Source organism: Campylobacter sp. RM10537, assembly GCF_022369435.1.
GTDB lineage: Bacteria > Campylobacterota > Campylobacteria > Campylobacterales > Campylobacteraceae > Campylobacter_D > Campylobacter_D molothri.
In genome coordinates this window covers 1,087,962-1,110,387 of record NZ_CP059597.1, presented here as the reverse complement: position 1 = coordinate 1,110,387, position 22,426 = coordinate 1,087,962, and the positions used below count along the sequence as shown (strand labels likewise).

At 27.0% G+C, this 22,426-nt stretch carries 18 protein-coding genes; 8 read left to right on the top strand and 10 right to left on the bottom strand.

The features are described from left to right. Positions 1-46 precede the first annotated feature (46 nt). Genes hddC through CMOL_RS05570 form a run of 10 tightly spaced genes read right to left on the bottom strand, consistent with a single transcriptional unit; the run spans position 47 to position 11,746 of the window. Positions 47-715 (bottom strand): D-glycero-D-manno-heptose 1-phosphate guanosyltransferase, encoded by a 669-nt coding sequence (gene hddC, locus CMOL_RS05615; protein ID WP_239820061.1) that lies wholly within the window; start codon positions 713-715, stop codon positions 47-49. Beyond that, complete coding sequence (gmhA2, locus tag CMOL_RS05610) at positions 712-1,311, bottom strand: D-sedoheptulose 7-phosphate isomerase (protein WP_239820060.1); 600 nt, start codon at positions 1,309-1,311, stop codon at positions 712-714. Before gmhA2 ends, hddC begins: the two co-directional genes overlap by 4 nt. Further along, entirely contained in the window at positions 1,299-2,318 is a 1,020-nt protein-coding gene (hddA, locus tag CMOL_RS05605) for a D-glycero-D-manno-heptose 7-phosphate kinase (protein ID WP_239820059.1), read from the bottom strand. The genes gmhA2 and hddA overlap by 13 nt, the downstream gene beginning before the upstream one ends. Before the next feature lie 58 nt (positions 2,319-2,376). Then, positions 2,377-3,315 carry an NAD-dependent epimerase/dehydratase family protein gene (locus tag CMOL_RS05600; RefSeq protein WP_239820058.1) on the bottom strand — a complete coding sequence of 313 codons (939 nt, stop codon included), beginning with the start codon at positions 3,313-3,315 and terminating at the stop codon, positions 2,377-2,379. Between the two features lie 10 nt (positions 3,316-3,325). Then, positions 3,326-4,531, bottom strand: a complete 1,206-nt coding sequence (locus CMOL_RS05595) for a methyltransferase domain-containing protein (protein ID WP_239820057.1) — start codon at positions 4,529-4,531, stop codon at positions 3,326-3,328. After that, positions 4,528-5,577: a GDP-L-fucose synthase family protein gene (locus CMOL_RS05590; protein ID WP_239820056.1), complete on the bottom strand. Its 1,050-nt coding sequence runs from the start codon at positions 5,575-5,577 to the stop codon at positions 4,528-4,530. The genes CMOL_RS05595 and CMOL_RS05590 overlap by 4 nt, the downstream gene beginning before the upstream one ends. Continuing rightward, on the bottom strand, positions 5,577-6,122 hold the full coding sequence (locus CMOL_RS05585) for a dTDP-4-dehydrorhamnose 3,5-epimerase family protein (protein WP_239820055.1): 546 nt from the start codon (positions 6,120-6,122) through the stop codon (positions 5,577-5,579). The genes CMOL_RS05590 and CMOL_RS05585 overlap by 1 nt, the downstream gene beginning before the upstream one ends. Then, on the bottom strand, positions 6,106-8,835 hold the full coding sequence (locus CMOL_RS05580; protein ID WP_239820054.1) for a glycosyltransferase family 2 protein: 2,730 nt from the start codon (positions 8,833-8,835) through the stop codon (positions 6,106-6,108). Before CMOL_RS05580 ends, CMOL_RS05585 begins: the two co-directional genes overlap by 17 nt. After that, on the bottom strand, positions 8,832-10,322 hold the full coding sequence (locus CMOL_RS05575; protein ID WP_239820053.1) for a glycosyltransferase family 2 protein: 1,491 nt from the start codon (positions 10,320-10,322) through the stop codon (positions 8,832-8,834). Before CMOL_RS05575 ends, CMOL_RS05580 begins: the two co-directional genes overlap by 4 nt. Beyond that, entirely contained in the window at positions 10,319-11,746 is a 1,428-nt protein-coding gene (locus CMOL_RS05570) for a glycosyltransferase family 10 domain-containing protein (protein ID WP_239820052.1), read from the bottom strand. Before CMOL_RS05570 ends, CMOL_RS05575 begins: the two co-directional genes overlap by 4 nt. A gap of 95 nt (positions 11,747-11,841) precedes the next feature. Here CMOL_RS05570 and CMOL_RS05565 point away from each other — a divergent pair, with 95 nt between their 5' ends. From CMOL_RS05565 to kpsS, 8 genes are all read left to right on the top strand, one after another. After that, positions 11,842-13,731, top strand: coding sequence for a DUF2972 domain-containing protein (locus tag CMOL_RS05565; protein WP_239820051.1), 1,890 nt, complete (start codon positions 11,842-11,844; stop codon positions 13,729-13,731). Positions 13,732-13,784: 53 nt separating this feature from the next. Then, positions 13,785-14,561: a class I SAM-dependent methyltransferase gene (locus CMOL_RS05560; RefSeq protein WP_239820050.1), complete on the top strand. Its 777-nt coding sequence runs from the start codon at positions 13,785-13,787 to the stop codon at positions 14,559-14,561. A gap of 19 nt (positions 14,562-14,580) precedes the next feature. Next, positions 14,581-15,345: a class I SAM-dependent methyltransferase gene (locus CMOL_RS05555; RefSeq protein ID WP_239820049.1), complete on the top strand. Its 765-nt coding sequence runs from the start codon at positions 14,581-14,583 to the stop codon at positions 15,343-15,345. An 11-nt stretch (positions 15,346-15,356) separates the two neighbouring features. Further along, positions 15,357-17,702: a PEP-utilizing enzyme gene (locus CMOL_RS05550; protein WP_239820048.1), complete on the top strand. Its 2,346-nt coding sequence runs from the start codon at positions 15,357-15,359 to the stop codon at positions 17,700-17,702. Continuing rightward, the gene (locus tag CMOL_RS05545; RefSeq protein WP_239820047.1) at positions 17,693-18,301 is read left to right on the top strand and encodes a gamma-glutamyl-CDP-amidate hydrolase; all 609 of its coding nucleotides are present in this window, start codon (positions 17,693-17,695) and stop codon (positions 18,299-18,301) included. Before CMOL_RS05550 ends, CMOL_RS05545 begins: the two co-directional genes overlap by 10 nt. Then, positions 18,298-19,059, top strand: coding sequence for a phosphocholine cytidylyltransferase family protein (locus CMOL_RS05540; RefSeq protein ID WP_200280849.1), 762 nt, complete (start codon positions 18,298-18,300; stop codon positions 19,057-19,059). The genes CMOL_RS05545 and CMOL_RS05540 overlap by 4 nt, the downstream gene beginning before the upstream one ends. An 80-nt stretch (positions 19,060-19,139) precedes the next feature. Further along, a complete protein-coding gene (locus CMOL_RS05535) occupies positions 19,140-21,227 on the top strand; it encodes a capsular polysaccharide biosynthesis protein (protein ID WP_239820046.1) in 2,088 nt (695 codons plus the stop codon). Beyond that, entirely contained in the window at positions 21,206-22,384 is a 1,179-nt protein-coding gene (kpsS, locus tag CMOL_RS05530) for a capsule polysaccharide modification protein KpsS (protein ID WP_239820045.1), read from the top strand. The genes CMOL_RS05535 and kpsS overlap by 22 nt, the downstream gene beginning before the upstream one ends. Positions 22,385-22,426 lie beyond the last annotated feature (42 nt).

The following is a 22,426-nucleotide window of genomic DNA, read 5'->3' as shown; positions in this document are numbered from 1 at the left end:
AAATAATAAATTTATTTATAAGGGAGGTATTGTATAAGAATTTGGTTTAAAATGTCTTAAAATTAAAACTTTTATAATCCTCAGGTATTCCTATGTCTATGAAATAATCTTCAAAAATTTCAGCTCTTGCTTTTAAATTTTTATAATTTTCTTGTAAAAATTCTTCAAAAGAAAATTTTTTTTTCGAAATAAAATCTTCAAAAATATCTTTTGAGATAAGATAAATTCCACCATTTATAAAACCTTGCTTTAGATACTGTTTTTCTTTAAAAGAAGTGATATTTCCCATTTTATCAAGCTCAACTGAACCATAACGATCAAAATCATTCATTTTTTTTAAAGCAAGGCAAATTTTACTTTTATCTAGCTTCATTTTAGCTAGATTGATATCAAAAAAAGTATCTCCATTTAAAACCAAACAATCCTCCTTAACCAACTCCAAAGCTTGTTTGATCGCTCCACCAGTTCCCAAAGGCTCTTTTTCTATGCTATATCTTACTTTTATATCTAAAAACTCATCTTTAAAATACTCTTGTATGATTTCATATTTGTAAGAAACTGCCAAAATGATTTCATCGATTTTTTGCTTTTTAAGATAGGTAAAAATAAATTCCAAAAAAGGCTTATTATTTATAGGTGCCATAGGTTTTGGGATATCTTTTATCACACTTTTTAAGCGTGTACCAAGCCCTCCACATAAAATAATAGCTTTCAAATACCAAAACCTTTCCCAAAAAGCTCCTCTTCAACGATAGCACATATAATATGACCTATGATTATATGAGATTCTTGAATTCTTGGAGTACAAGAAGAAGGAACTTTGATACAATAATCACACATTGTATCCATAGTCCCACCGCTTTCTCCGGTTAATCCTATGCTTAAAATTTCTTTTTTCTTGCAACTTTCTAAGGCTTTTAAGATATTTTTACTATTGCCACTCGTTGAAATTCCTATAAAAACATCCCCTTTTACACCCTGTGCTTCAACTTGCCTTGAAAAAATATTTTCATAACCATAGTCATTTCCTATAGCTGTTAAAATGCTTGTATCCGTTGTCAGTGCTATACTAGCAATCCCAGGCCTATCAAAATAAAATCTGCTTACAAATTCTCCTGCGATATGTTGTGCATCAGCTGCGCTACCGCCATTTCCAGCTATAAGAGTTTTATTACCATTTTTATAAGCTTTAATCACCTCTAAAGAAACATTTTTAATAAGTTTAATCAAATTTTCATCTTTTAAAATTTGCTCTTTTGTTAAAATAGAATCTTTAAAATGCCCTTTGATATACGAATTTATATTTTCCATGATTTTGCACCCTCTTTTATAAATGAAAAATCTTGTACATAACCTTGTTCTTTATTTAAGGCTTCTATGAGTTTATATTTTTTGATGGGATCCACAAAGAAAAACATAAAGCCGCCAGCACCTGCTCCACTCGTTTTTCCACTATAAGCTCCATTTTCCATAGCGAGTTTATAAATTCTTTCAAGCTCATCGTTGCTAACTATTTCAGAGATGATTTTTTTTGAATCCCAAGATTTGCCCAAAATTCGTGCTATTTTTTCAAAATCAGCTCTAAATAAAGCTTCTTTCATATCTAAGGCATCTTGTTTGATAGCATGCATAGCATTTAGGGAATTTTCATCACCCAATCTTCCTTTTTTATGCTCTTCTATATCTTTTGCCTCGCGAGTAATATTAGTAAAATATAAAACCATTCTTGCTTCAAGCTCACTTGCAATCCAATTTTTTATACGCAAAGGATTAACTATAACTCTTTTATTTTCATAAAATTCCATAAAATTAAAGCCGCCAAAAGTAGCAGCATATTGATCTTGCGCACCTCCAACGATCTTCATATCTTCACGCTCAATTTCAAAAGCTAATTTTGCGATTTCATATTCACCTAAAGGTAAATTTAACCATTCTACAAAAGCTACAATCATCCCAACAACCAAAGTAGAACTTCCACCCAAACCACTTCCACTAGGTACATCAGAATAAGTATGCAAAGAAAAACTTAAGGGCTTTTTAACAAAATCTTTAACAATGCGATTATAAACTGCTTTAAAAATATCTAAATTTCCATCATTTTTAAGCTCTAATTCACTTTGATACTCAGCGTATGAATTAGTATCTGGAGAATCAAAAATAATTTTATGATCTTTTCTTTCTATCAAAGTACAATGAATATAAAGAGAAATTGTTGCATTTAGCACATAGCCTGTGTATCTATCACAATATAAATTAATATCAGTTCCCCCTCCTGCAAGTCCTAAACGAAGGGGAGTTTGCGAACGTATAATTTTCATAAGTTGATCTTTTGCTATTATTTTTTAAAATTATAGCAAAGCATGTTTAATCTTTTATTTATACATTAGCAAATCGATTAACCTTCATCATTTTAAACGCTCTTAAAAGCTCCTGAATTCCATCCTCTAAAGAATTATCCGGTTTCCAACCAGTAGCTTCTAATTTTGCATTAGAAACTAAATAGTCTCTTTTATCTGGATCTTCTCCTATATTTGCAGAATGAATATAAAAATCTGGAACATATTTTTTAATTGTCTCTGCTAATTGTCTTTTGGTTAAATTTGCAGAACTTAAGCCCATATTATAAGGCTGCCCTTTCATTTTTTCATAATTTTCAATTCCATGTATAAAACCTTTGGCTACATCTCTTACGTGAATATAATTACGTCTAAAATGTTCTTCAAAAAGTACTATAAATTTATCCTTATAAGCCCTATATGTAAAATCATTTACTAGTAGATCAAGTCTCATTCTAGGAGATATTCCAAAAACTGTAGCCAATCTAAAAGTAATAGCATTTCCTTTATCTAATAGATACTTCTCTACTTCAACTTTATCAACCCCATACTCTGATATTGGTCTTAAAGGTGAATCTTCAGTACACATAGCATCTTTTTCTCCTATGCCATAGCCACTATTTGTATTAGGAAAGATAAATAATTGAGATGAGCTTGAACAATCACTAATCATTTTAATTGCATCATAATTAATCATTTTTGCTAATTTCGGATTTTTTTTGCAAAGAGGAGCTCCAACCAAACCAGCAAGAGGTATAACAATATCTGCTTTTGCTACCTCTTGCTTGATAAGAGTTTGATCAAGAGCATCTCCATGTATAAAAGTAAATTTTTTATTATGCACGCAAGATAAAAGAGAGTTTTGATTAAACATTAAATTATCAATAACGGTTACACTATAACCTTTTTCTAACAATATAGGTGTTAAAACCGATCCTATATAGCCTGCACCACCTGTAATTAAAATTTTTTGAGACATTTTTAATCCTTTAAAATATTATTTTTTGAATTTGTATCATCTCGCTAGTAAAGATTATATCTAATTTAACCTTTCCTTCGAATAAAATTTTCTGAATCTCTTGTTCAAACACAATTTTTTCATAAATTGGCATAGCCATGACTACACAATCTATGTTTTTTAAATTTTCAATCCTAGGCTCTAATATTAAAATATTAGAATTTTGCAAATAGGTTCCTTGTCTTCTCTGATCTTTATCAATAGCACAAACTATTTTTTTACAAATTTCCGTAGATAAGTAAGTAATTAAAGAATTAGCATGCGACCCCCCCCCATATATAGCTATTTTTTTATAGTTCAATAATAATCGCTCTAGTTTATTTTTTTCATTAATTAAATTAATACTCAGTGAATCATTAAAGACTTCAAAATCTTCTTTTTCTTGGCAGAAATTATTATTTTTTTTAAAAAACCAACCTAGCCATTGACCATCATATAAATTTAAACATTCGAGCGGTTCGCATCCAAATTCTTTCATTATGTTTACCAATGTTGCATTTTGATAATATCCGCAATGTTCATGGCGAATTTCATAGAAACGTTTAAATTCAAAAATATTTAAAACATTGGGCGTTTCCAAATAAATAATTCCATCATTTGTTATAACTTTTACCATATCTTCTAAAAATTGCCTCGGTGTATTGATATGTTCAATCAAGTGTCTAGAAATTATAAAATCTATCTTATGGGAAAGTTTCTGATTTACAGTATTATAGGAAAAACAATCTTTAATATGTTGAATATTGTTTACATCTTTTAATAAAATATCTGGTGTTACAGAAGGATCAATGCTATAAATAAATTTAGAATCTTTAGATAAAGCAAAAATTAAATCACAGCCACCTGGAGCAATTTCTAAAAAAACACTATCGCTTTTAGCATATTGTTTAATTTTATCTCTTAAAAATTTTATATACGAATTCATAGTTTTTGAAAGTGCCATTGGAGTAATATATTCTCCACTATAGTATGCTTTTTTCATTTTGTCATTATCAAATTTTGCATTATAAATATACCCGCATTTATTGCACTGGATAATCTCTAATTCTAAATCTCCTTTGCAATAATTATCATTTTTACTTGGAATTCTCTGTATTTCAGCAACAGAAACAAAAGCATTATTAACTTTGAATAATTGTTTTAAATCTTTACTTTCACACAATGGGCAATTATTCATTGTTTATCCTTACTATACCAATCGTACATCATCTTAATACCCTCTTCAAGTTCGATTTTGTGTTTCCATCCTAAAGAATGGATTTTTGAACAATCTGTAAATTTTTGCATTGCGCCATCTGGACGATCTGAATTAAAAACTAATTTTCCTTTAAATCCAACTATTTTTTTAATAAGTTCTGCTAGTTCTTTGATAGTGATATTCTTATGCGGACCTATATTTAGATGAGTATTGATAATTTCAGCATTATCACCTTTTAAATCTTTAAAATCTATATTATTCATAATAAATAAGCAAGCATTAGCCAAATCTTGACTATGCAAAAATTCTCTTGTGGGCTTTCCGCTGCCCCAAATTTCAACATTATTTTTATCTATCCCAAATTGTTTTAGATAAATCTCAGCTTCTTCAATAGAGTCTAATTTTAAATCATTTAATAAATGCTCATATTTCCTTTCATTTAAAAGTTTAGCCAAATGCATTTTCCTTAAAATTCCAGGAAGCACATGAGATTTTTCAAGATCAAATTTATCATTATTTCCATATAAATTTGTAGGAGTAATTGCTATAAAATTTGTATTATATTGCAAATTATAACTTTCACAAAGCATTAAACCTGAAATTTTAGCTATCGCATAAGGTTTATTAGTATATTCAAGATCCCCGCTTAACATCTGTTTTTCAGAAGTTGGTAATGCTGCATTTTTAGGATAAACTGTAGTTGAAGCTATAAAAAGCAGTTTTTTTACCTTGTGCAAATAAGCATTATGAATAACATTGCACTCTATCATCAAATTTTGATAAATAAAATCAGCGCGATAGGTACTATTAGCCAAAATTCCACCTGCTTTAGCTGCCGCTAAAATAACATATTCTGGTTTTTCTTTTTCAAAAAAATCAGCCACTGATTTTTGATTAGTTAAATCAAGTTCAGAATGAGTTTTAAAAATAAGATTTTTATAACCTTGCTGTTTAAGTTCTTCAAGTATGGCACTACCTACAAGACCACCATGTCCAGCTATATAAATTTTAGAGTCTTTTTGCATTATCTATCCTTTTTCATTGCTAAAATATCACGTTCTGAAAGAATAGGATTGTTTGTTGGCCAATCTACACCTATTCTTTCATCATTCCATGCATAAGTAAATTGTTCATCAGCATCTATATATTCGCCCAAATAAGCACATTTATAATAATACACCGCACTTTCACTGCTTACATAATGAGCATTTCCAAAACCAGCAGGAACCAAAATAATCTTTTGATTGTCTTGATTGATAATAAATTTTTCCCATTTTAAATAAGTTGGAGAATCTTTTCTGCAATCAACCACAACTTGATGAATTTCACCAAAAACACAAGTTGCAAGCTTAAAGGTATTTTCATCTCCATGGATGCCACGTATGACATTGTGTTTAGAATGTATAAATTTATCGTGTATAAATTTTAGCCTATCTGGCAAAAGTTTATCGATCGCTTCGCTGGTAAAAGCTGTCCAAATTTCCCCTCTTAAGTCTCTAAATTTATTTGGAGTTATGATGTAAACTCCTTTTAAAACTTTCGATTCTTGTGTTTCAAACTCTATAGCCATACTTATTTCTCCTTTTATATAAATTTTTTAATTTGGGTATATCTTTAAAATAAAATTTTATATATCCACCCTTAAACCAATTTTTACTTGCTTTTATAAAATTCTGCCCTAATTTATAAGTAAAACATTCTTTTTCTTTTAAAGCCTCATTATAATCAGGATAAGATTCTAAAGGCGGTAAAACTAAATTTGGATTTTTCTTTATTTTAAGTTTATAGGCTTTTTGCTCTTGTTTATGTGAAATAATAATGCTTAATATTATAAAAGGTAAAGATATGCAACCTAATATATTTTTTGAATTAATAATTAAAGCTTGTCCTAATTTATAAGAAAGCTGATTTTGAATTCTTTGTTTGGCTGTGCCGTATAGGGAATGGAAATTTGATATATATTTTAACTCAATTTCCAAATTACTAATTTGAGTATTTTTGATAATTATATTATCCTTTATAAAGTTAGATATAAGTTTTAAGTTTTTATCAACATTATTTGATAATTTAAATAATTTTGAAAAAGATAAATATAAAACAATATTTAAATATTTTGGGTTAAAATTTAATAATTCATCTCTCCAAGTTTTTAATTTATTAAGAAAAATTTGATTAAATAAATCATCGTGATTATTATATTTATCGATAAAATTAAATACCATTAAAGCTGTTAAAAATAAGCTACTATTTCTATGGTATTGTTTATAGGTGAAATAATTTTCTTCTAATATTTTATAATCATCTAGAGCATATTCTGGAATGTATGACTTTTCATTCGAATAATTCATAATACTTCCTTTTCTAATACGATAATATAGTAATTTTTTTGGGAAAATATAAATATTATTTAGTTGAAAAAACAATAATTTGCCAAAATAATGATCTTCATGTAATACTTGATTTAAAAATTTTAGATTAATTTTTTTAAGATACTTAAAATTAATCATTCCATGCCATCCAAACCAAAAAGAATCAAGTTTTAAATTCATCATATTTTTAAAGAAAGTTTTGACATCTATTTTACCTTGTTGATATTGATGCATTTGAATTATTGTTTGGGGAATAATTTCAGGTTTTTCTATACCATCATAAAAAAAATAATGATCAAACCAAACCACTTCAACCCCATCCATTCTAAGAACACATTCTTCTATACAGTTTAATTCCCAGTAATCATCACTATCTAAAAAGATAATATAATCTATATTTGGAGTTTGAAAATTTAAAAGTTCATTTTTGTTTTTAAAGAATTTAGAACTTTTATAGACTTTATATATTTCATAAGGATTATTTCCTTCTATGCTAAATTCTATTAAAGAATTTTCTTTAATATCATTAGTTATATTTTTAAGTTTATATTCTTTACTAAAATATTCTATACCTACATTGCGAGATGATGAAAGTCCCCCATTTTTCTTATCAAATAAAATAAATCTTTCATCTTTTAAAGTGTATTCTTTAGCAATGTTTAATGAATTTTCATCAGTACTTCCATCATTAACTAAAACCACTTGTAAATTTTTATAAGTTTGATTAATAACACTATCTAAACACTCTCTTAAATAATCTTGTACGTTATATATTGGTATAACTACACCGACCATTAATCCTTCTGAAAATTTTAAAATTTTATATTCATTTTTCATATTCCAAGGATCTATATCAAATTCCAAAATAATAGAAGCATGTTTTAACATTTCTGCTATGAAAAGTTTTTTTAAAATATCAACTTTTCTATAATCACAGTGATTTTCTATATCTTTTATTATATTTTTAACCATTATAATACAACTAACTATATAGTGATATAATTTTGTTTTATGACCATCATATTGAAATTTTTTATAAATATGCTGCGTAAATGGCAAAATGCTTTCTTTAGAAACCTTACCTTCGTGACTGCAAGTACTATTAGTTCTTATCCTATAGGTGTATAATTTTTGGTTTAAAATATGAATAAATTGCGCCTTGTAAAATAATATAATACCAAAATGATAATCCTCGGAAACAACCTTATCTATAAATTTTAATTTAATTTTTTTTAAAAAATTAAAATTAATCATACCTTGAATACAAAATGCAAATAATCTATTGTCAAGCCTTTGCATCTCTTCAAACCATTCTAGAGAATGAATTATTTTTCTATTTCTTAAAATCATCCATGAGAAATTTTCATCCGTTTTAATTTCTTCAATCCCATCATATTTCTTTTTCCAATCAAACCAAACCACTTCAACCCCATCCATTCTAAGAACACATTCTTCTATACAGTTTAATTCCCAGTAATCATCACTATCTAAAAAGATAATATAATCTATATTTGGAGTTTGAAAATTTAAAAGTTCATTTTTGTTTTTAAAGAATTTAGAACTTTTATAGACTTTATATATTTCATAAGGATTATTTCCTTCTATGCTAAATTCTATTAAAGAATTTTCTTTAATATCATTAGTTATATTTTTAAGTTTATATTCTTTACTAAAATATTCTATACCTACATTTCTTGCTGTGCTTTGCCCTCCATTTTTCTTATCAAATAAAATAAATCTTTCATCTTTTAAAGTGTATTCTTTAGCAATGTTTAATGAATTTTCATCAGTACTTCCATCATTAACTAAAACCACTTGTAAATTTTTATAAGTTTGATTAATAACACTATCTAAACACTCTCTTAAATAATCTTGTACGTTATATATTGGTATAACTACACCGACTGTTTTCATTGTCTTTTCTTTAATTTTTTATGTAGCTTAAAAGCTCTATAGGGAAACAAAAATATTGCACCTTTATGCCAATTTTTAAACGAATTGAGAAATTCTTGTCCTAATTGATAAGAAAAATGATTTTTTATTTTTAAAGCTTCACCGTAATCATCATATAAACTTAAAGGTGGTAAAACTAAATTTGGATTTTTCTTTATTTTAAGTTTATAGGCTTTTTGCTCTTGCTTATGTGAAATAATAATGCTTAATATTATAAAAGGTAAAGATATGCAACCTAATATATTTTTTGAATTAATAATTAAAGCTTGTCCTAATTTATAAGAAAGCTGATTTTGAATTCTTAAAAGAGCTCCTACCATCAATCTTTCTGAAAAATAAAGTGATTTTAAAATTTTATATTCATTTTTCATATTCCAAGGATCTATATCAAATTCCAAAATAATAGAAGCATGTTTTAACATTTCTGCTATGAAAAGTTTTTTTAAAATATCAACTTTTCTATAATCACAGTGATTTTCTATATCTTTTATTATATTTTTAACCATTATAATACAACTAACTATATAGTGATATAATTTTGTTTTATGACCATCATATTGAAATTTTTTATAAATATGCTGCGTAAATGGCAAAATGCTTTCTTTAGAAACCTTACCTTCGTGACTGCAAATGCTATTAGTTCTTATCCTATAGGTGTATAATTTTTGGTTTAAAATATGAATAAATTGCGCCTTGTAAAATAATATAATACCAAAATGATAATCCTCGGAAACAACCTTATCTATAAATTTTAATTTAATTTTTTTTAAAAAATTAAAATTAATCATACCTTGAATACAAAATGCAAATAATCTATTGTCAAGCCTTTGCATCTCTTCAAACCATTCTAGAGAATGAATTATTTTTCTATTTCTTAAAATCATCCATGAGAAATTTTCATCCGTTTTAATTTCTTCAATCCCATCATATTTCTTTTTCCAATCAAACCAAACCACTTCAACCCCATCCATTCTAAGAACACATTCTTCTATACAGTTTAATTCCCAGTAATCATCACTATCTAAAAAGATAATATAATCTATATTTGGAGTTTGAAAATTTAAAAGTTCATTTTTGTTTTTAAAGAATTTAGAACTTTTATAGACTTTATATATTTCATAAGGATTATTTCCTTCTATGCTAAATTCTATTAAAGAATTTTCTTTAATATCATTAGTTATATTTTTAAGTTTATATTCTTTACTAAAATATTCTATACCTACATTGCGAGATGATGAAAGTCCCCCATTTTTCTTATCAAATAAAATAAATCTTTCATCTTTTAAAGTGTATTCTTTAGCAATGTTTAATGAATTTTCATCAGTACTTCCATCATTAACTAAAACCACTTGTAAATTTTTATAAGTTTGATTAATAACACTATCTAAACACTCTCTTAAATAATCTTGTACGTTATATATTGGTATAACTACACCGACTGTTTTCATTGTCTTTTCTTTAATTTTTTATGTAGCTTAAAAGCTCTATAGGGAAACAAAAATATTGCACCTTTATGCCAATTTTTAAACGAATTGAGAAATTCTTGTCCTAATTGATAAGAAAAATGATTTTTTATTTTTAAAGCTTCACCGTAATCATCATATAAACTTAAAGGTGGTAAAACTAAATTTGGATTTTTCTTTATTTTAAGTTTATAGGCTTTTTGCTCTTGCTTATGTGAAATAATAATGCTTAATATTATAAAAGGTAAAGATATGCAACCTAATATATTTTTTGAATTAATAATTAAAGCTTGTCCTAATTTATAAGAAAGCTGATTTTGAATTCTTAAAAGAGCTCCTATATTTTTATGAGTTGGAGAAAAATGAGCAGCACATCTTTTTTTATCTCTTAATTCAAAATTAATATGAGCACCTTTTCCTCTTCTGTAAGCATATTCTAAAGGCTGAGAAAAAATATAATCGAAAAACATCAGTGTTTTTTCTTTAGCATATTGAATGGGATCAAAGTCATTTAAAAATATAGGCTCCTGAAGCATTGAAAGATATAACTCATCATTATTGTCAATCAGTTTAATACAGTCAATTAATTCATTCCAATTGCTAAAATCATGGGCATTTATAAAAGCTTTTGGATTTATTTTATAATCCAATAATTTTTCAGGGATTTTAGGAATTCTTTGATCTATTTCTGCGCCAGGTACTAATTTTTCCTTTATACCTAAACCACATCTTAAACTAGTATCCCCCCAATAAATCGGAATACAACCAGCCGCAAATGCTTGAAAAATTTTTTCAGAAGTGTAACCTGGAGCACTAGAATTTTCAAAACAAATATTAAACTTATAATTTTGAAGCCATTTTCTTTTTGTTACATTAAAATCTTCACCATATCGATCGCCTATAGGACCACCTATATTATTTCTATATCTACCTCCTGAATCAATATGTTTATATAAAGATAATTTATCTATAAAATAATCTCTAGGCGTCCATTCTGGCCTACCCGGATCTGTAATTAAATAAGCACAAAATTTTTTTCTCTTTTCAGATTCATTGTAATGCAAATGCTTGCGACATGCTAATTCTATATCATCTTTAAGCCATAAAAATTGAAAAGGCAATCTAATATGTCTATCCGCAAAAGATAAATAATCAAAATCTATGCCATAATCGGCTATATTCCAATTTGTTCTTCTATTTTCTTCAGTAAAAAGAATTCTCACACAATCATAATTTGTATGTTTATTAAATTCAAAAACACTATAAATAATATAATCAGGACTATCGCTATATATTATATTGTATCTTTCACATAATAATTTAATCAAATAATGATTATAAAAATTTTCTTCATTATCTTCAAGATACCAATCAACTAATCTCAATCTAATTGTTTGTTTGTTAATCATTAATTTTTATCCAATTTAATAAAAATTTTTAAGTTTAAATTCTATCATCAAACTATATAATTTAAACTTAAAAAACATTTTTAAGGACTCTCACCATGCATAACCCCAACTCAGCTGTAGAAAGAATTAAAAATCATTTAGCTTATAAATTAGGTCAAACTATGATTGAATATGATAAAAATGGCGGGGGGGGGTATTTAAGCTTATTTAAAAAACTTTATAACATTAAAAAACAACACAAAAAAGAAAAACAAATCTATCAAGAAACCATCAAAGTCTTTCCTACTCTTAAATATCCTGAATTAAAACAATGTCCTGACTATAATGAAGCTTTAAAATGCTATTTTCATTTATCTTACATGCTAGGCGAAGTATTAATAAAAGCAGATCAAGATAAATTTATAGGTGGTTATTTTAATTTAAATAAATATATTAAAAAAGCTAAAAAAGAATTTAAATTATTTCAAGATATTTTTAAAGAATTTGATCAAATTAATTCTAATATTATTAAAGCTATAGCAAATAACAAACAATTATTCTTAAAAGAATTTCCTAAAATAAAAAACCTATTAAATATTCATAAAGATTATACTCCTATTATAGATAATATCTTTCATAACTTTGATTATGTTACAAAGAATTTTAACCTTATAGAAGAATGGTTATTATCTAATGATTTTAATGAAAAATATAAAAAAGAAAACCATCCTTACCCATCTTTACTTGATCCTAAAAAACTTAATGATGAAAAAGAAGAAATAAACTATAAAAGCATACCTGCTGAACTTGCATGGGAAATGAATTTACCTTTACCGGATGGATATAAGTTTATATATTGGTGTTCGCATGGCACCGGTGGAACTGCATTTATTAATTTTTTAGATCTTTTAAAATTTCGCAACATTGGAACTCCTGTTGTTGAGTCAAATATTATTCAAATTTTTAAAGATATATATAATTTTTCATTTGTTGCAAAGTCCGATTGTAAATATATTGCTTTGAGAAATTATCACAATTGTGAGAAATTTTATTATTTATTACCAAAAATTCCAGGCATTCATATAACAAGAGATCCTATAGGTATGTTAAAACATTATTTAAATATTTTAAGACCTTATAGGGAAGCAAAAAGATATATTAAGCTTAGTGATGATTTTGATGAAATTTGCAATTCCTTAGTTACGATAGGAGGTTGGAGTTTTAACTATAATTTGTTTGAATTAGCTAGTTTTTATCTTAATCATAGATTAACTACATTTCATGATTTTCAACTCGAAAGAGCTTTGGTAAATACTAATGAACATTTTATTATTGATATGGATGATATTGTCGGTAAAAAGACATATATAACAATTGAAAAAATGTGCAAATTTTTATCTATTGACATACCAAATACAATAAATAAAACGAAATTTGAGAAAAAAGCATTGAATGATAATGTAAGTTTATTACCTCTTACTTTGAGTATTGATAAAAATATTGATTTATTTATTATAGATGAAAGTTGGATTTCTGAGGCTGAATCGGGAATAATATTGCAGAATAATTGGCTAACTCCTTGGCAAAAAGCTCCAGAAGGTTATTGTATTAATGTGACGAATTATTTTTTCTTAGACAATGAGAAAGATGCATTAAAAGGTATTGCATTTTATATAAAAAGAGATTCTTATGATAATTTTCTCAACGAGTTAAATTTAAAAAAAGAAATTAAAAACAAAATCAAAGAGTTGGTTAATAGTATAAATAAACAAAAACAAATTCTAAAAAATAAAAAGGTAAAAGAGATAGATATTATTAATTTTATGAAAAAAAATAAAGAATTAAGATTAGAGTGTAAAAAAGTTTTTGATAATCATCTTTTATTTATCAAACAACATCGTCCTGATATAGTAGCCTCTTGGAAATACTACCAAGAATTTGAAAAAATGTGTGAAGAGTTGGATGGTGAGAGCGAAATAAAACAAATAGAAAACAACAGTAATTAATGAAATAATAAAATTATATAAGATATAATCACAAATCAATTTAAAGGAGCATTATGAGACAAGGTGATTTTACAGAAGTTGCAAAGCATTATCACAATAGGCCTGCTTATAGTTCATTTTTATTGGAAAAGTTAGCTGCTTGTATCAATGATAATAAAAAAGATCTAAAAGATCTTAATATCGTTGAAGTTGGAGCTGGAACAGGTAAGCTTACTAAGATGTTAGCTCAAATGTTTGCATGTCAAATCAATGCAGTAGAACCAAATGATAATATGCGAGAAGAAGGGAAAAAATTTACTCAAAAATTTTCTAACATTTCTTGGCATAAAGGAAGTGGCGAACAAACTCATATGCAAGATCAAAGCGCGGATTGGGTGATCATGGCTAGTTCTTTTCATTGGACGGATCCAAATAAATCTTTACCTGAATTTGCAAGAGTGTTAAATGGGGCGGGGTATTTCACTGCGATTTGGAATCCACGTCATATTGTAGAAGGTTCGCTTTTTGATGAGATTGAAAAGGAAATTAAACATATTGTCCCAGAGCTTGCTCGTGTGAGCAGTGGAAGTCAAAATGTTAAAAAATGGGAAGAAATCCTCGTCTCAACAGGGGATTTTACGGACTGCTTTTTTATGGAATGCGATTATAAAGAAATTTGGGATAAAGAGCGTTATCTTGGAGCTTGGCATTCTGTAAATGATATACAAGCACAAGCAGGTGAAAAAAGATGGAAAGAAATTTTAGAAATGATAGAGACTAAAATTTCAAAAATTCAAAATATAGAAATACCTTATAAAATAAGGGCTTGGACAGCTAAAAAAGCTGATTAAAAATTTTAAAGGAATATAAATGGAAAAATTAGTAGAACAAGTATGGGATTACACCAAGCATGCAAAATTTTATAGCTATAGGCCAAATTATGCACCAAAAACTATAGATATGTTGATTACTTTGTTGGGGGGGGGTAAGAATTTAAAAGTTGCTGATATTGGAGCCGGAACAGGAAATTTGAGTATTATGTTGCTTGAAAGAAATTGCAATGTTATTTCAGTAGAGCCAAATGACGCTATGAGAGAAATTGGTATTGAAAGAACTAAAGGGCAAAGTATAGAGTGGGTTAGAGCAACTGGAATTGACTCAACTTTGGAAAATTCTTGTTTTGATTGGGTTACTTTTGGAAGCAGCTTTAATGTTATGGATAGAAATGAAGCCTTAAATGAAGCACATCGTTTGCTTAAAAAAGGCGGTTATTTTTCTTGTATGTGGAATCACAGAGATTTAAATGATCCGATGCAAAAGATTGCTGAGGACACTATTATAGAATTTGTTCCAAAATATACAAGAGGAACTAGAAGGGAAGATCAAAGACCTATTATAGAAAGTCGTAAAGATCTTTTTGATAATATAGTTTATATAGAAGAAGATTTTTATTTTCATCAAAGCATTGAAAATTATATTAATGCATGGAGAAGTGTTAAAAATCCTTATTGGGATTTGGAAACAAAAGAAGGAAATGAGCTTTTTGAGAAGATAAGTCAAAAGATCATAGAGAGACTTCCTAAGGAATTTGATATTAAGTATACTACACGTTGCTGGAGTGCTAAAAAGATATAAATGAGGAAAACATGGCGGAGTTAAATTTTCAAACCAAGGCTAAAAATCTTTATAACTTACAATCGAAATTAACTAAAGCAAAAGTTTTACCTTTGGTTTTAACTTCGCTTAAAGAATTAGAACAAAATAAAGAAGCGATTTTAGAAAAAATTTCTCACTTAAATGCCGAAAAAGTGATTATTAGAAGTTCATCTTCAAGTGAAGATAGTATGGTAAATTCTAACGCTGGAGCTTTTTTATCCCTCGCAAACGTTTTAACTAATGATAAAATAGAACTTTTGCAAGCTTTAGAAAAAGTTGGAAATTCTATGCCCTCAAAAGATGATGAAATTCTAATTCAACCTATGCTTGAAAATATAGAACTTTGTGGAGTAGGTTTTAGTGTAGATAAGGATAATTTTTCCCCTTATTTTTGTTTACAGTATGATGAAAGTGGCTCAAGTAATTCTATTACCGATGGAAGTGTAAAAAATGCCAAGACTTATTATCACTATCGCCAAAGTTTAGAATTTAAAGATGAAAAAGTAAAGCAAATTATAGAGTTAATTAAAGAGTTAGAGAATTTATATGATTGCTGCTTTTTAGATGTTGAATTTGCTTTTGCTAGGTTAGAGCATAAAAGTGAGCTTATTTGTTTGCAAGTTAGACCTCTTGTTATGCACAATAAAAATAATCTTTTTAACGCTTTACCTAAAGAAGCCTTGGAGAGATTTGCTAAACGTTTTATATCTTTGCAAGAATTACGCCCTAGGGTTTTAGGCGATAAGGCACTTTTTGGAGTTATGCCTGATTGGAATCCTGCTGAGATTATAGGTTTAAAACCAAAGCGTTTAGCCTTTAGTTTATATAAAGAAATTATAACCGATAATATTTGGGCTTATCAACGTGATAATTATGGCTACAGGGACTTAAGATCTCACCCTTTAATTCATTCTTTTTTAGGTATACCTTTTGTTGATGTAAGACTTTCTTTTAATTCTTTTATTCCAAAGAATTTAGATGAAAAGATTGCTAAAAAACTAGCTAATTTTTATCTTAATAAATTAAATCAAAATCATGAATTGCATGATAAAATCGAATTTAGCATAGTGTATTCTTGTTATGATTTTTATACCCCATCTAAACTTAAAGAGCTTTTGGAACATGGTTTTAATGAAAATGAAATCAAGCGTTTGGAATTTAGCTTACTTGAGTTAACTAATAAAATCATTAATCCTTCTTCTGGGCTTTATTTAAAGGATATTAAAAAAGCATCTAAATTAAGGCAAAGATATGAAAATATCATTAAATCTGACTTTTCTTTGATTGATAAAATTTATTGGCTTTTAGAAGAATGTAAGCGTTATGGAACTCTACCTTTTGCAGGTGTTGCAAGAGCTGGTTTTGTAGCAATGCAACTTCTTAACTCTTTGGTTGAAATTAATTTTTTTACCAAAGAAGAAAAAAATAGTTTTTTAAATTCTTTAAATACAGTAAGTAAAGTTTTAAGTCAAAAAACCTTTGAACTTAATGAAAACAATAAGGAAGAATTTTTAAATGAATTTGGACATTTAAGAGCTGGAACTTATAATATTTTATCACCTAGATATGATGAAAATTTTGATTTGTATTTTAATATTAATGAGAAAAAATTGGAAAATAAGTCACATTTTAATGATGAAATATTTAAAATATCAAAACAAAAACAAGAACAACTAAATATCTTACTTAAAGAGCATGGATTAGAGGTTGATTTTGAAGAATTTTTTGATTTTTTAAAGCAGGCTATAGAGGGTAGAGAATGGGTAAAATTTGAATTTACGCGTTTATTATCTAAGGCTTTATTTTATATAGAAGAATTAGGGCGTTATTATAAAATTGAAAAAGAAGATTTAGCACATCTTGATATTAAAAGTATTTTAAATCTTTATTCGAGCCTTTATTCTATTAATCCTAAAGAGCAATTTTTAGAAGAAATTTCACGTCATAAAAAAGAGTATGAATTAACTCAAGCTATAAAGCTACCTTCTTTATTATCAAGTTCTGATCAAATTTTTTCTTTTTATGTACATCGTATTATTCCTAATTTCATCACTCAAAAAAGTATTATTGCAAATACAGCTAGAGAAAGCGATCAAGATTTAGAAGGAAAGATAGTTTTAATTTATGCTGCAGATCCAGGATATGATTATTTATTTGCTAAAAAAATTGCAGGATTTATTACCTGTTATGGGGGTGCTAATTCTCATATGGCTATTAGGGCTTCAGAATTAGGACTTCCAGCTGTTATAGGCGTTGGAGAGGAAAATTTTAAAACCTATCTTAAAGCAAGTAGAATTAACATAGAATGTGAAAGTGAGCAAATATTTTGTTTATAGGGATCACTCAAAGACTTATTTGCAATCAAAACTATTTTGAGGAAAGGGAAGCATTAGCTTTAGATTGGGGAAGGCTTTTTAATTTAAATTTATTTTCGGGATTTTTACCTTTGCCTTTAAGTTATGAAATTGATTTTAATATCTATGAAAAACATCTTAATGCTGTGATTTTAAGTGGAGGAAATGATTTAAGTATTTACGATCATAGTGTTTTATCTCAAAAAAGAGATGCTTATGAGAGGAAAATTATTGAGTATTGTCTAAAAACAAATACACCGCTTTTAGGAATTTGTAGAGGAGCACAAATGATCGCACATTATTTTGGCTCTTCTTTAAATTCTTGTATAAATCATATAGGACATCATGAAATTATTTTTGATGATGTAAATTACATGGTTAATTCTTTTCATAATTATGCTATTGTGAATTTAGGAGAAGATTTGATAAGTTTAGCTAAAGCAAACGATGAAAGTATAGAAGCTTTTAAACACAAAGATAAAAATATTTATGGAATAATGTGGCATATAGAAAGAGAAAATGGGCTTGAAAATATAAGTATTTTAAAAAAATGGCTTGATCTTATAAAGGAGAAAAAATGAGAGCTATTATTTTAGCGGCAGGCTTTGGATCAAGATTAATGCCTTTAACGCAAAATAATCCAAAATGTATGGTTAAGTATAAAAATCAAGAGCTTATATCTTATGAAATTCAGGCTTTAAAAGGAGCTGGGATTGATGAAATTGCTATCGTAGGTGGATATCTATTTGATATTTTAAAAAATTTTATCCAAGAGCGTTTTGGACTAAATCATTTTTATATTAATGAAAATTATTCATCAACTAATATGCTATATACTCTTTTTTGCGCTAGGGAATTTTTACAAACTTGTATTAAGGATAAACAAGATTTGATTGTTTCTTACGCAGATATTGTTTATTTTAAAGACACAATTGAACTTTTAAAAAAAGCAAAAGATCCATTAGCTATTGTTATTGATGAGGATTGGAAAAAACTTTGGCAAAGAAGATTTGAAAATCCTCTTGAAGATGCAGAAACATTAAAAATAGATAAAAATAATTTTATAATAGAATTGGGTAAAAAAGCACAAAATTATGATCAAATTCAAGGACAGTATATCGGTCTTTTTAAAATAAGCTCTGATTTTTTATCATCTTTTATTGATTTTTATGATCATTTAGATAGAAATGCTTTATATGATGGAAAAGATTTTAATAATATGTATATGACAAGTTTTTTACAAGCTTTAATTGATCATTTTCATAATGCTAAAGTTGTAAGAATCCAAGGAAATTGGTGCGAGATTGATTTTAAAAGTGATCTAGAAATTCAAATTTAGTTATAATTTTTTTAATATTTTAATTTTTAGATTTGTTTGATATAATGGTATCTTCGTTATTATAATTAAGAAAATTTGTTATGAAGTATTATTCAATTTCAAAAAAATTAATCATTAGTGTTAAAAATTTTTATTCTGTTTTATTTTTTCATATTTTTTCAAAATGTAACAAACAAGATATTTTTATGGGCTGGGGGCGTAAAAAATCTGGTTTAAGAGCGCAAGAATTAGCTCAAAAATATAATGCAAAATTTATGCTTTTAGAAGATGGTTTTATAAGATCTTTAAATTTGGGCGTTGAAAATGCACCTAGCTTTAGCTTGGTTTGTGATGATATTGGAATTTATTATGATGCTACCAAATCTTCAAGGTTGGAAAATCTTTTAAATACTTACGAGTTAAATCAAGATGAATTAAATAATGCTAAAAGAGCTATAGAGCTTTTAAAAAAAAATAAAATTAGTAAATATAATAATAATTTAGATATTCCAAATAATTATTTTTTTCAGGATAAAAATCGTGTTTTAATCATCGCTCAAACTGCAAACGATGCATCGCTACAATATGGTTTAACACAAAATACCAGCACTAATGAAATAATAAAAGATGCTATAGAAGAAAACCCTAATAGTGAAATTTATATCAAAATTCATCCTGATGTACTAAGTGAAAAAAAACAAAGTGATTTCGATGTACATTCTTTACCTAAGGAGTGTAAGATTATAAGCGAAAATTTTAATCCTTTGGCTTTGTTAAAATATTTTCATAAGGTTTATACTAAAACTTCTGGAATGGGCTTTGAAGCTTTGATTATGGGTTGTGAGTGTATTTGTTATGGTATGCCTTTTTATGCGGGTTGGGGTTTAACGCAAGATAAACAAAAATGCCCAAGAAGGGTTAAAAAAAGAAGTCTTGAAGAGGTGTTTTATATCGCTTATATGCTTTATAGTCAGTATTTTAACCCTTATTTAAATAAAAAAAGCGATATTTTTGATACACTTAATACTTTAGCAAAATATAAAAGCATAGAACAAGAAAATTCCAGTAGATTATTTATGTTAGGATTTACTCTTTGGAAAAGGTATTTCATGAAACCTTTTTTTAAGGCTAAAGATAATGAAATAATTTTTTTAAATTCCTTAAAAGCTTTAAATAAATATAAACTAACAAAAAGTGATAAATTTTTCATTTGGGGTAAGAGAGTCGATTTTAATGAGTTAAAAAATATTCTTATAAAAAAAGCACAAGATGAAAATTTAAGCGATTTTATTCCAAAAATTTCTTTAGTAGAAGATGGTTTTATTCGTTCAATTTCTTTAGGTTCTGATCTTACACGCCCTTATTCTTTAATAGTTGATGATAAAGGGCTTTATATTGATCCAAATCAAGAGAGTCGCTTGGAAAGTATCTTGCAAAATGAAATTTTCGATGAACAAATTTTATCAAGAGCAAAAAATATTATCCACATTTTAAAAAAAAATAAATTTTCAAAATACAATGGCATTAAACATCAAGATATTAAGATTCATGCTAAAAAAGGACAAAAAATTATTCTTATTCCTGCACAAGTTGAGGATGATGCCTCAATGATTTTAGGCGGTTTTGGGTTATCGACTTTGGATTTGATTAAAGAAGTAAGATTAAAAAATCAAGATGCCTATATTGTTTTTAAACCTCATCCCGATGTTTTAAGTGGAAATCGCAAAGGCTTAAAAGATGAAAAAACCATTTTAAAATATTGCGATGAGATTATAAAAAATTGTAGCATAGATAGTGCAATAAAAATTTGTGATGAAGTACATACGATTACTTCTACTTCAGGGTTTGATGCACTTTTGCGTTTCAAAAAAGTCTTTACTTATGGTATGCCTTTTTATGCGGGTTGGGGTTTAACTCAAGATAAACAAAAATGCTTAAGGCGAATAAGAAAATTGACTCTAGAAGAGCTGGTTGCTGGTGTTTTGATACAGTATCCAAGATATATTCATCCAAAAACAAAAAACTTATGTGAAATTGAACTTTGTTTGGATATAATGCTAAAAATGCAAAATGATTATTTTTCTAAACCTTATCGAAAAATAATCATTGATTTTAGAATTTTTATATTAAGAAAAATAAGAAGAATTTGCGAATTTGTAGTGTTAAAATGGAATTTGATCAAAAAATAAAAAAAGAATTTAGCGGAAAAAATGTTATTCTTTTGCAAGGACCAGTAGGTAATTTTTTTTATCGCTTAGCAAAAAAACTTAAAAAATATAATGCTAAAATTCTAAAAATTAATTTTAATGGCGGGGACTTTTTATTTTATCCTAGTGGAAAAATTTATAAGGGCAAAGAAGAGGATTTAACGCAGTTTTATGAAAAAATTTTTAAGCAATATAAAGTCCAAGCTATTTTAATGTATAATGATTGTCGATTGATCCATAAAAAGGCTATAGATCTTGCTAAAAAATTAAATATCGATGTTTGGATTTTTGAAGAAGGATATTTAAGACCTTATTGCATTACTTTTGAAAAAAATGGTGTTAATGCAAATTCCTTATTACCTCGTAATAAAAATTTTTATCTTAATCAAAAAATATGCAGTAAAAAATCTATCAAAGAAATTCCTGGTGGATTTAAATATATGGCCTTTTATGCTTTTTTATATTGGCTATTCTCGTTTCTTTTGGCTCCATTTTTTAACAATAATCTTCATCATCGCACCTTATATCCTTTTGAATTTTTATTTTGGTTTAGATCTTTATATAGAAAATATTTTTATAAATTTACAGAAAAAAAACTAAACGATAAGATTTACAATCTTAAAAAGAAATATTTTTTAGCTATTTTGCAAGTTTATAATGACACTCAAGTGAAATATCATTATAAAAAAAGTATAGAAGAATTTATAGAAGAAACTATACTTTCTTTTGCAAATCATGCTAGAGCTAAGTCTTACTTGGTTTTTAAACATCATCCTATGGATAGAGGATATAAAAATTATTTTAAATTTATTCAAATGGTTAGTGAGAAATATCACGTTGAAGGAAGAGTTTTATATGTCCATGATACTCATTTGCCAAGACTTTTAAAAAATGCCTTAGGATGTATTACTATAAATTCTACTGTTGGCCTAAGTGCTATTTTAGATAGTTGTCCTACTAAAGTTTGCGGTAAGGCTTTTTATGATTTTGAAGGTTTAACCTATCCTAAGAAGCTTCATTTTTTTTGGAGAGAAGCTCACGCTTATAGACCAAATCCAGTTTTGGTATCTCAATATAAAAACTATCTTTTAAAAACCAATCAATTTAATGTAAATTTTTATAAAAATTCATTAAAGTAAAATTTTTAATTAATAAAATTTAAAAAAATTGTTATAATTTTA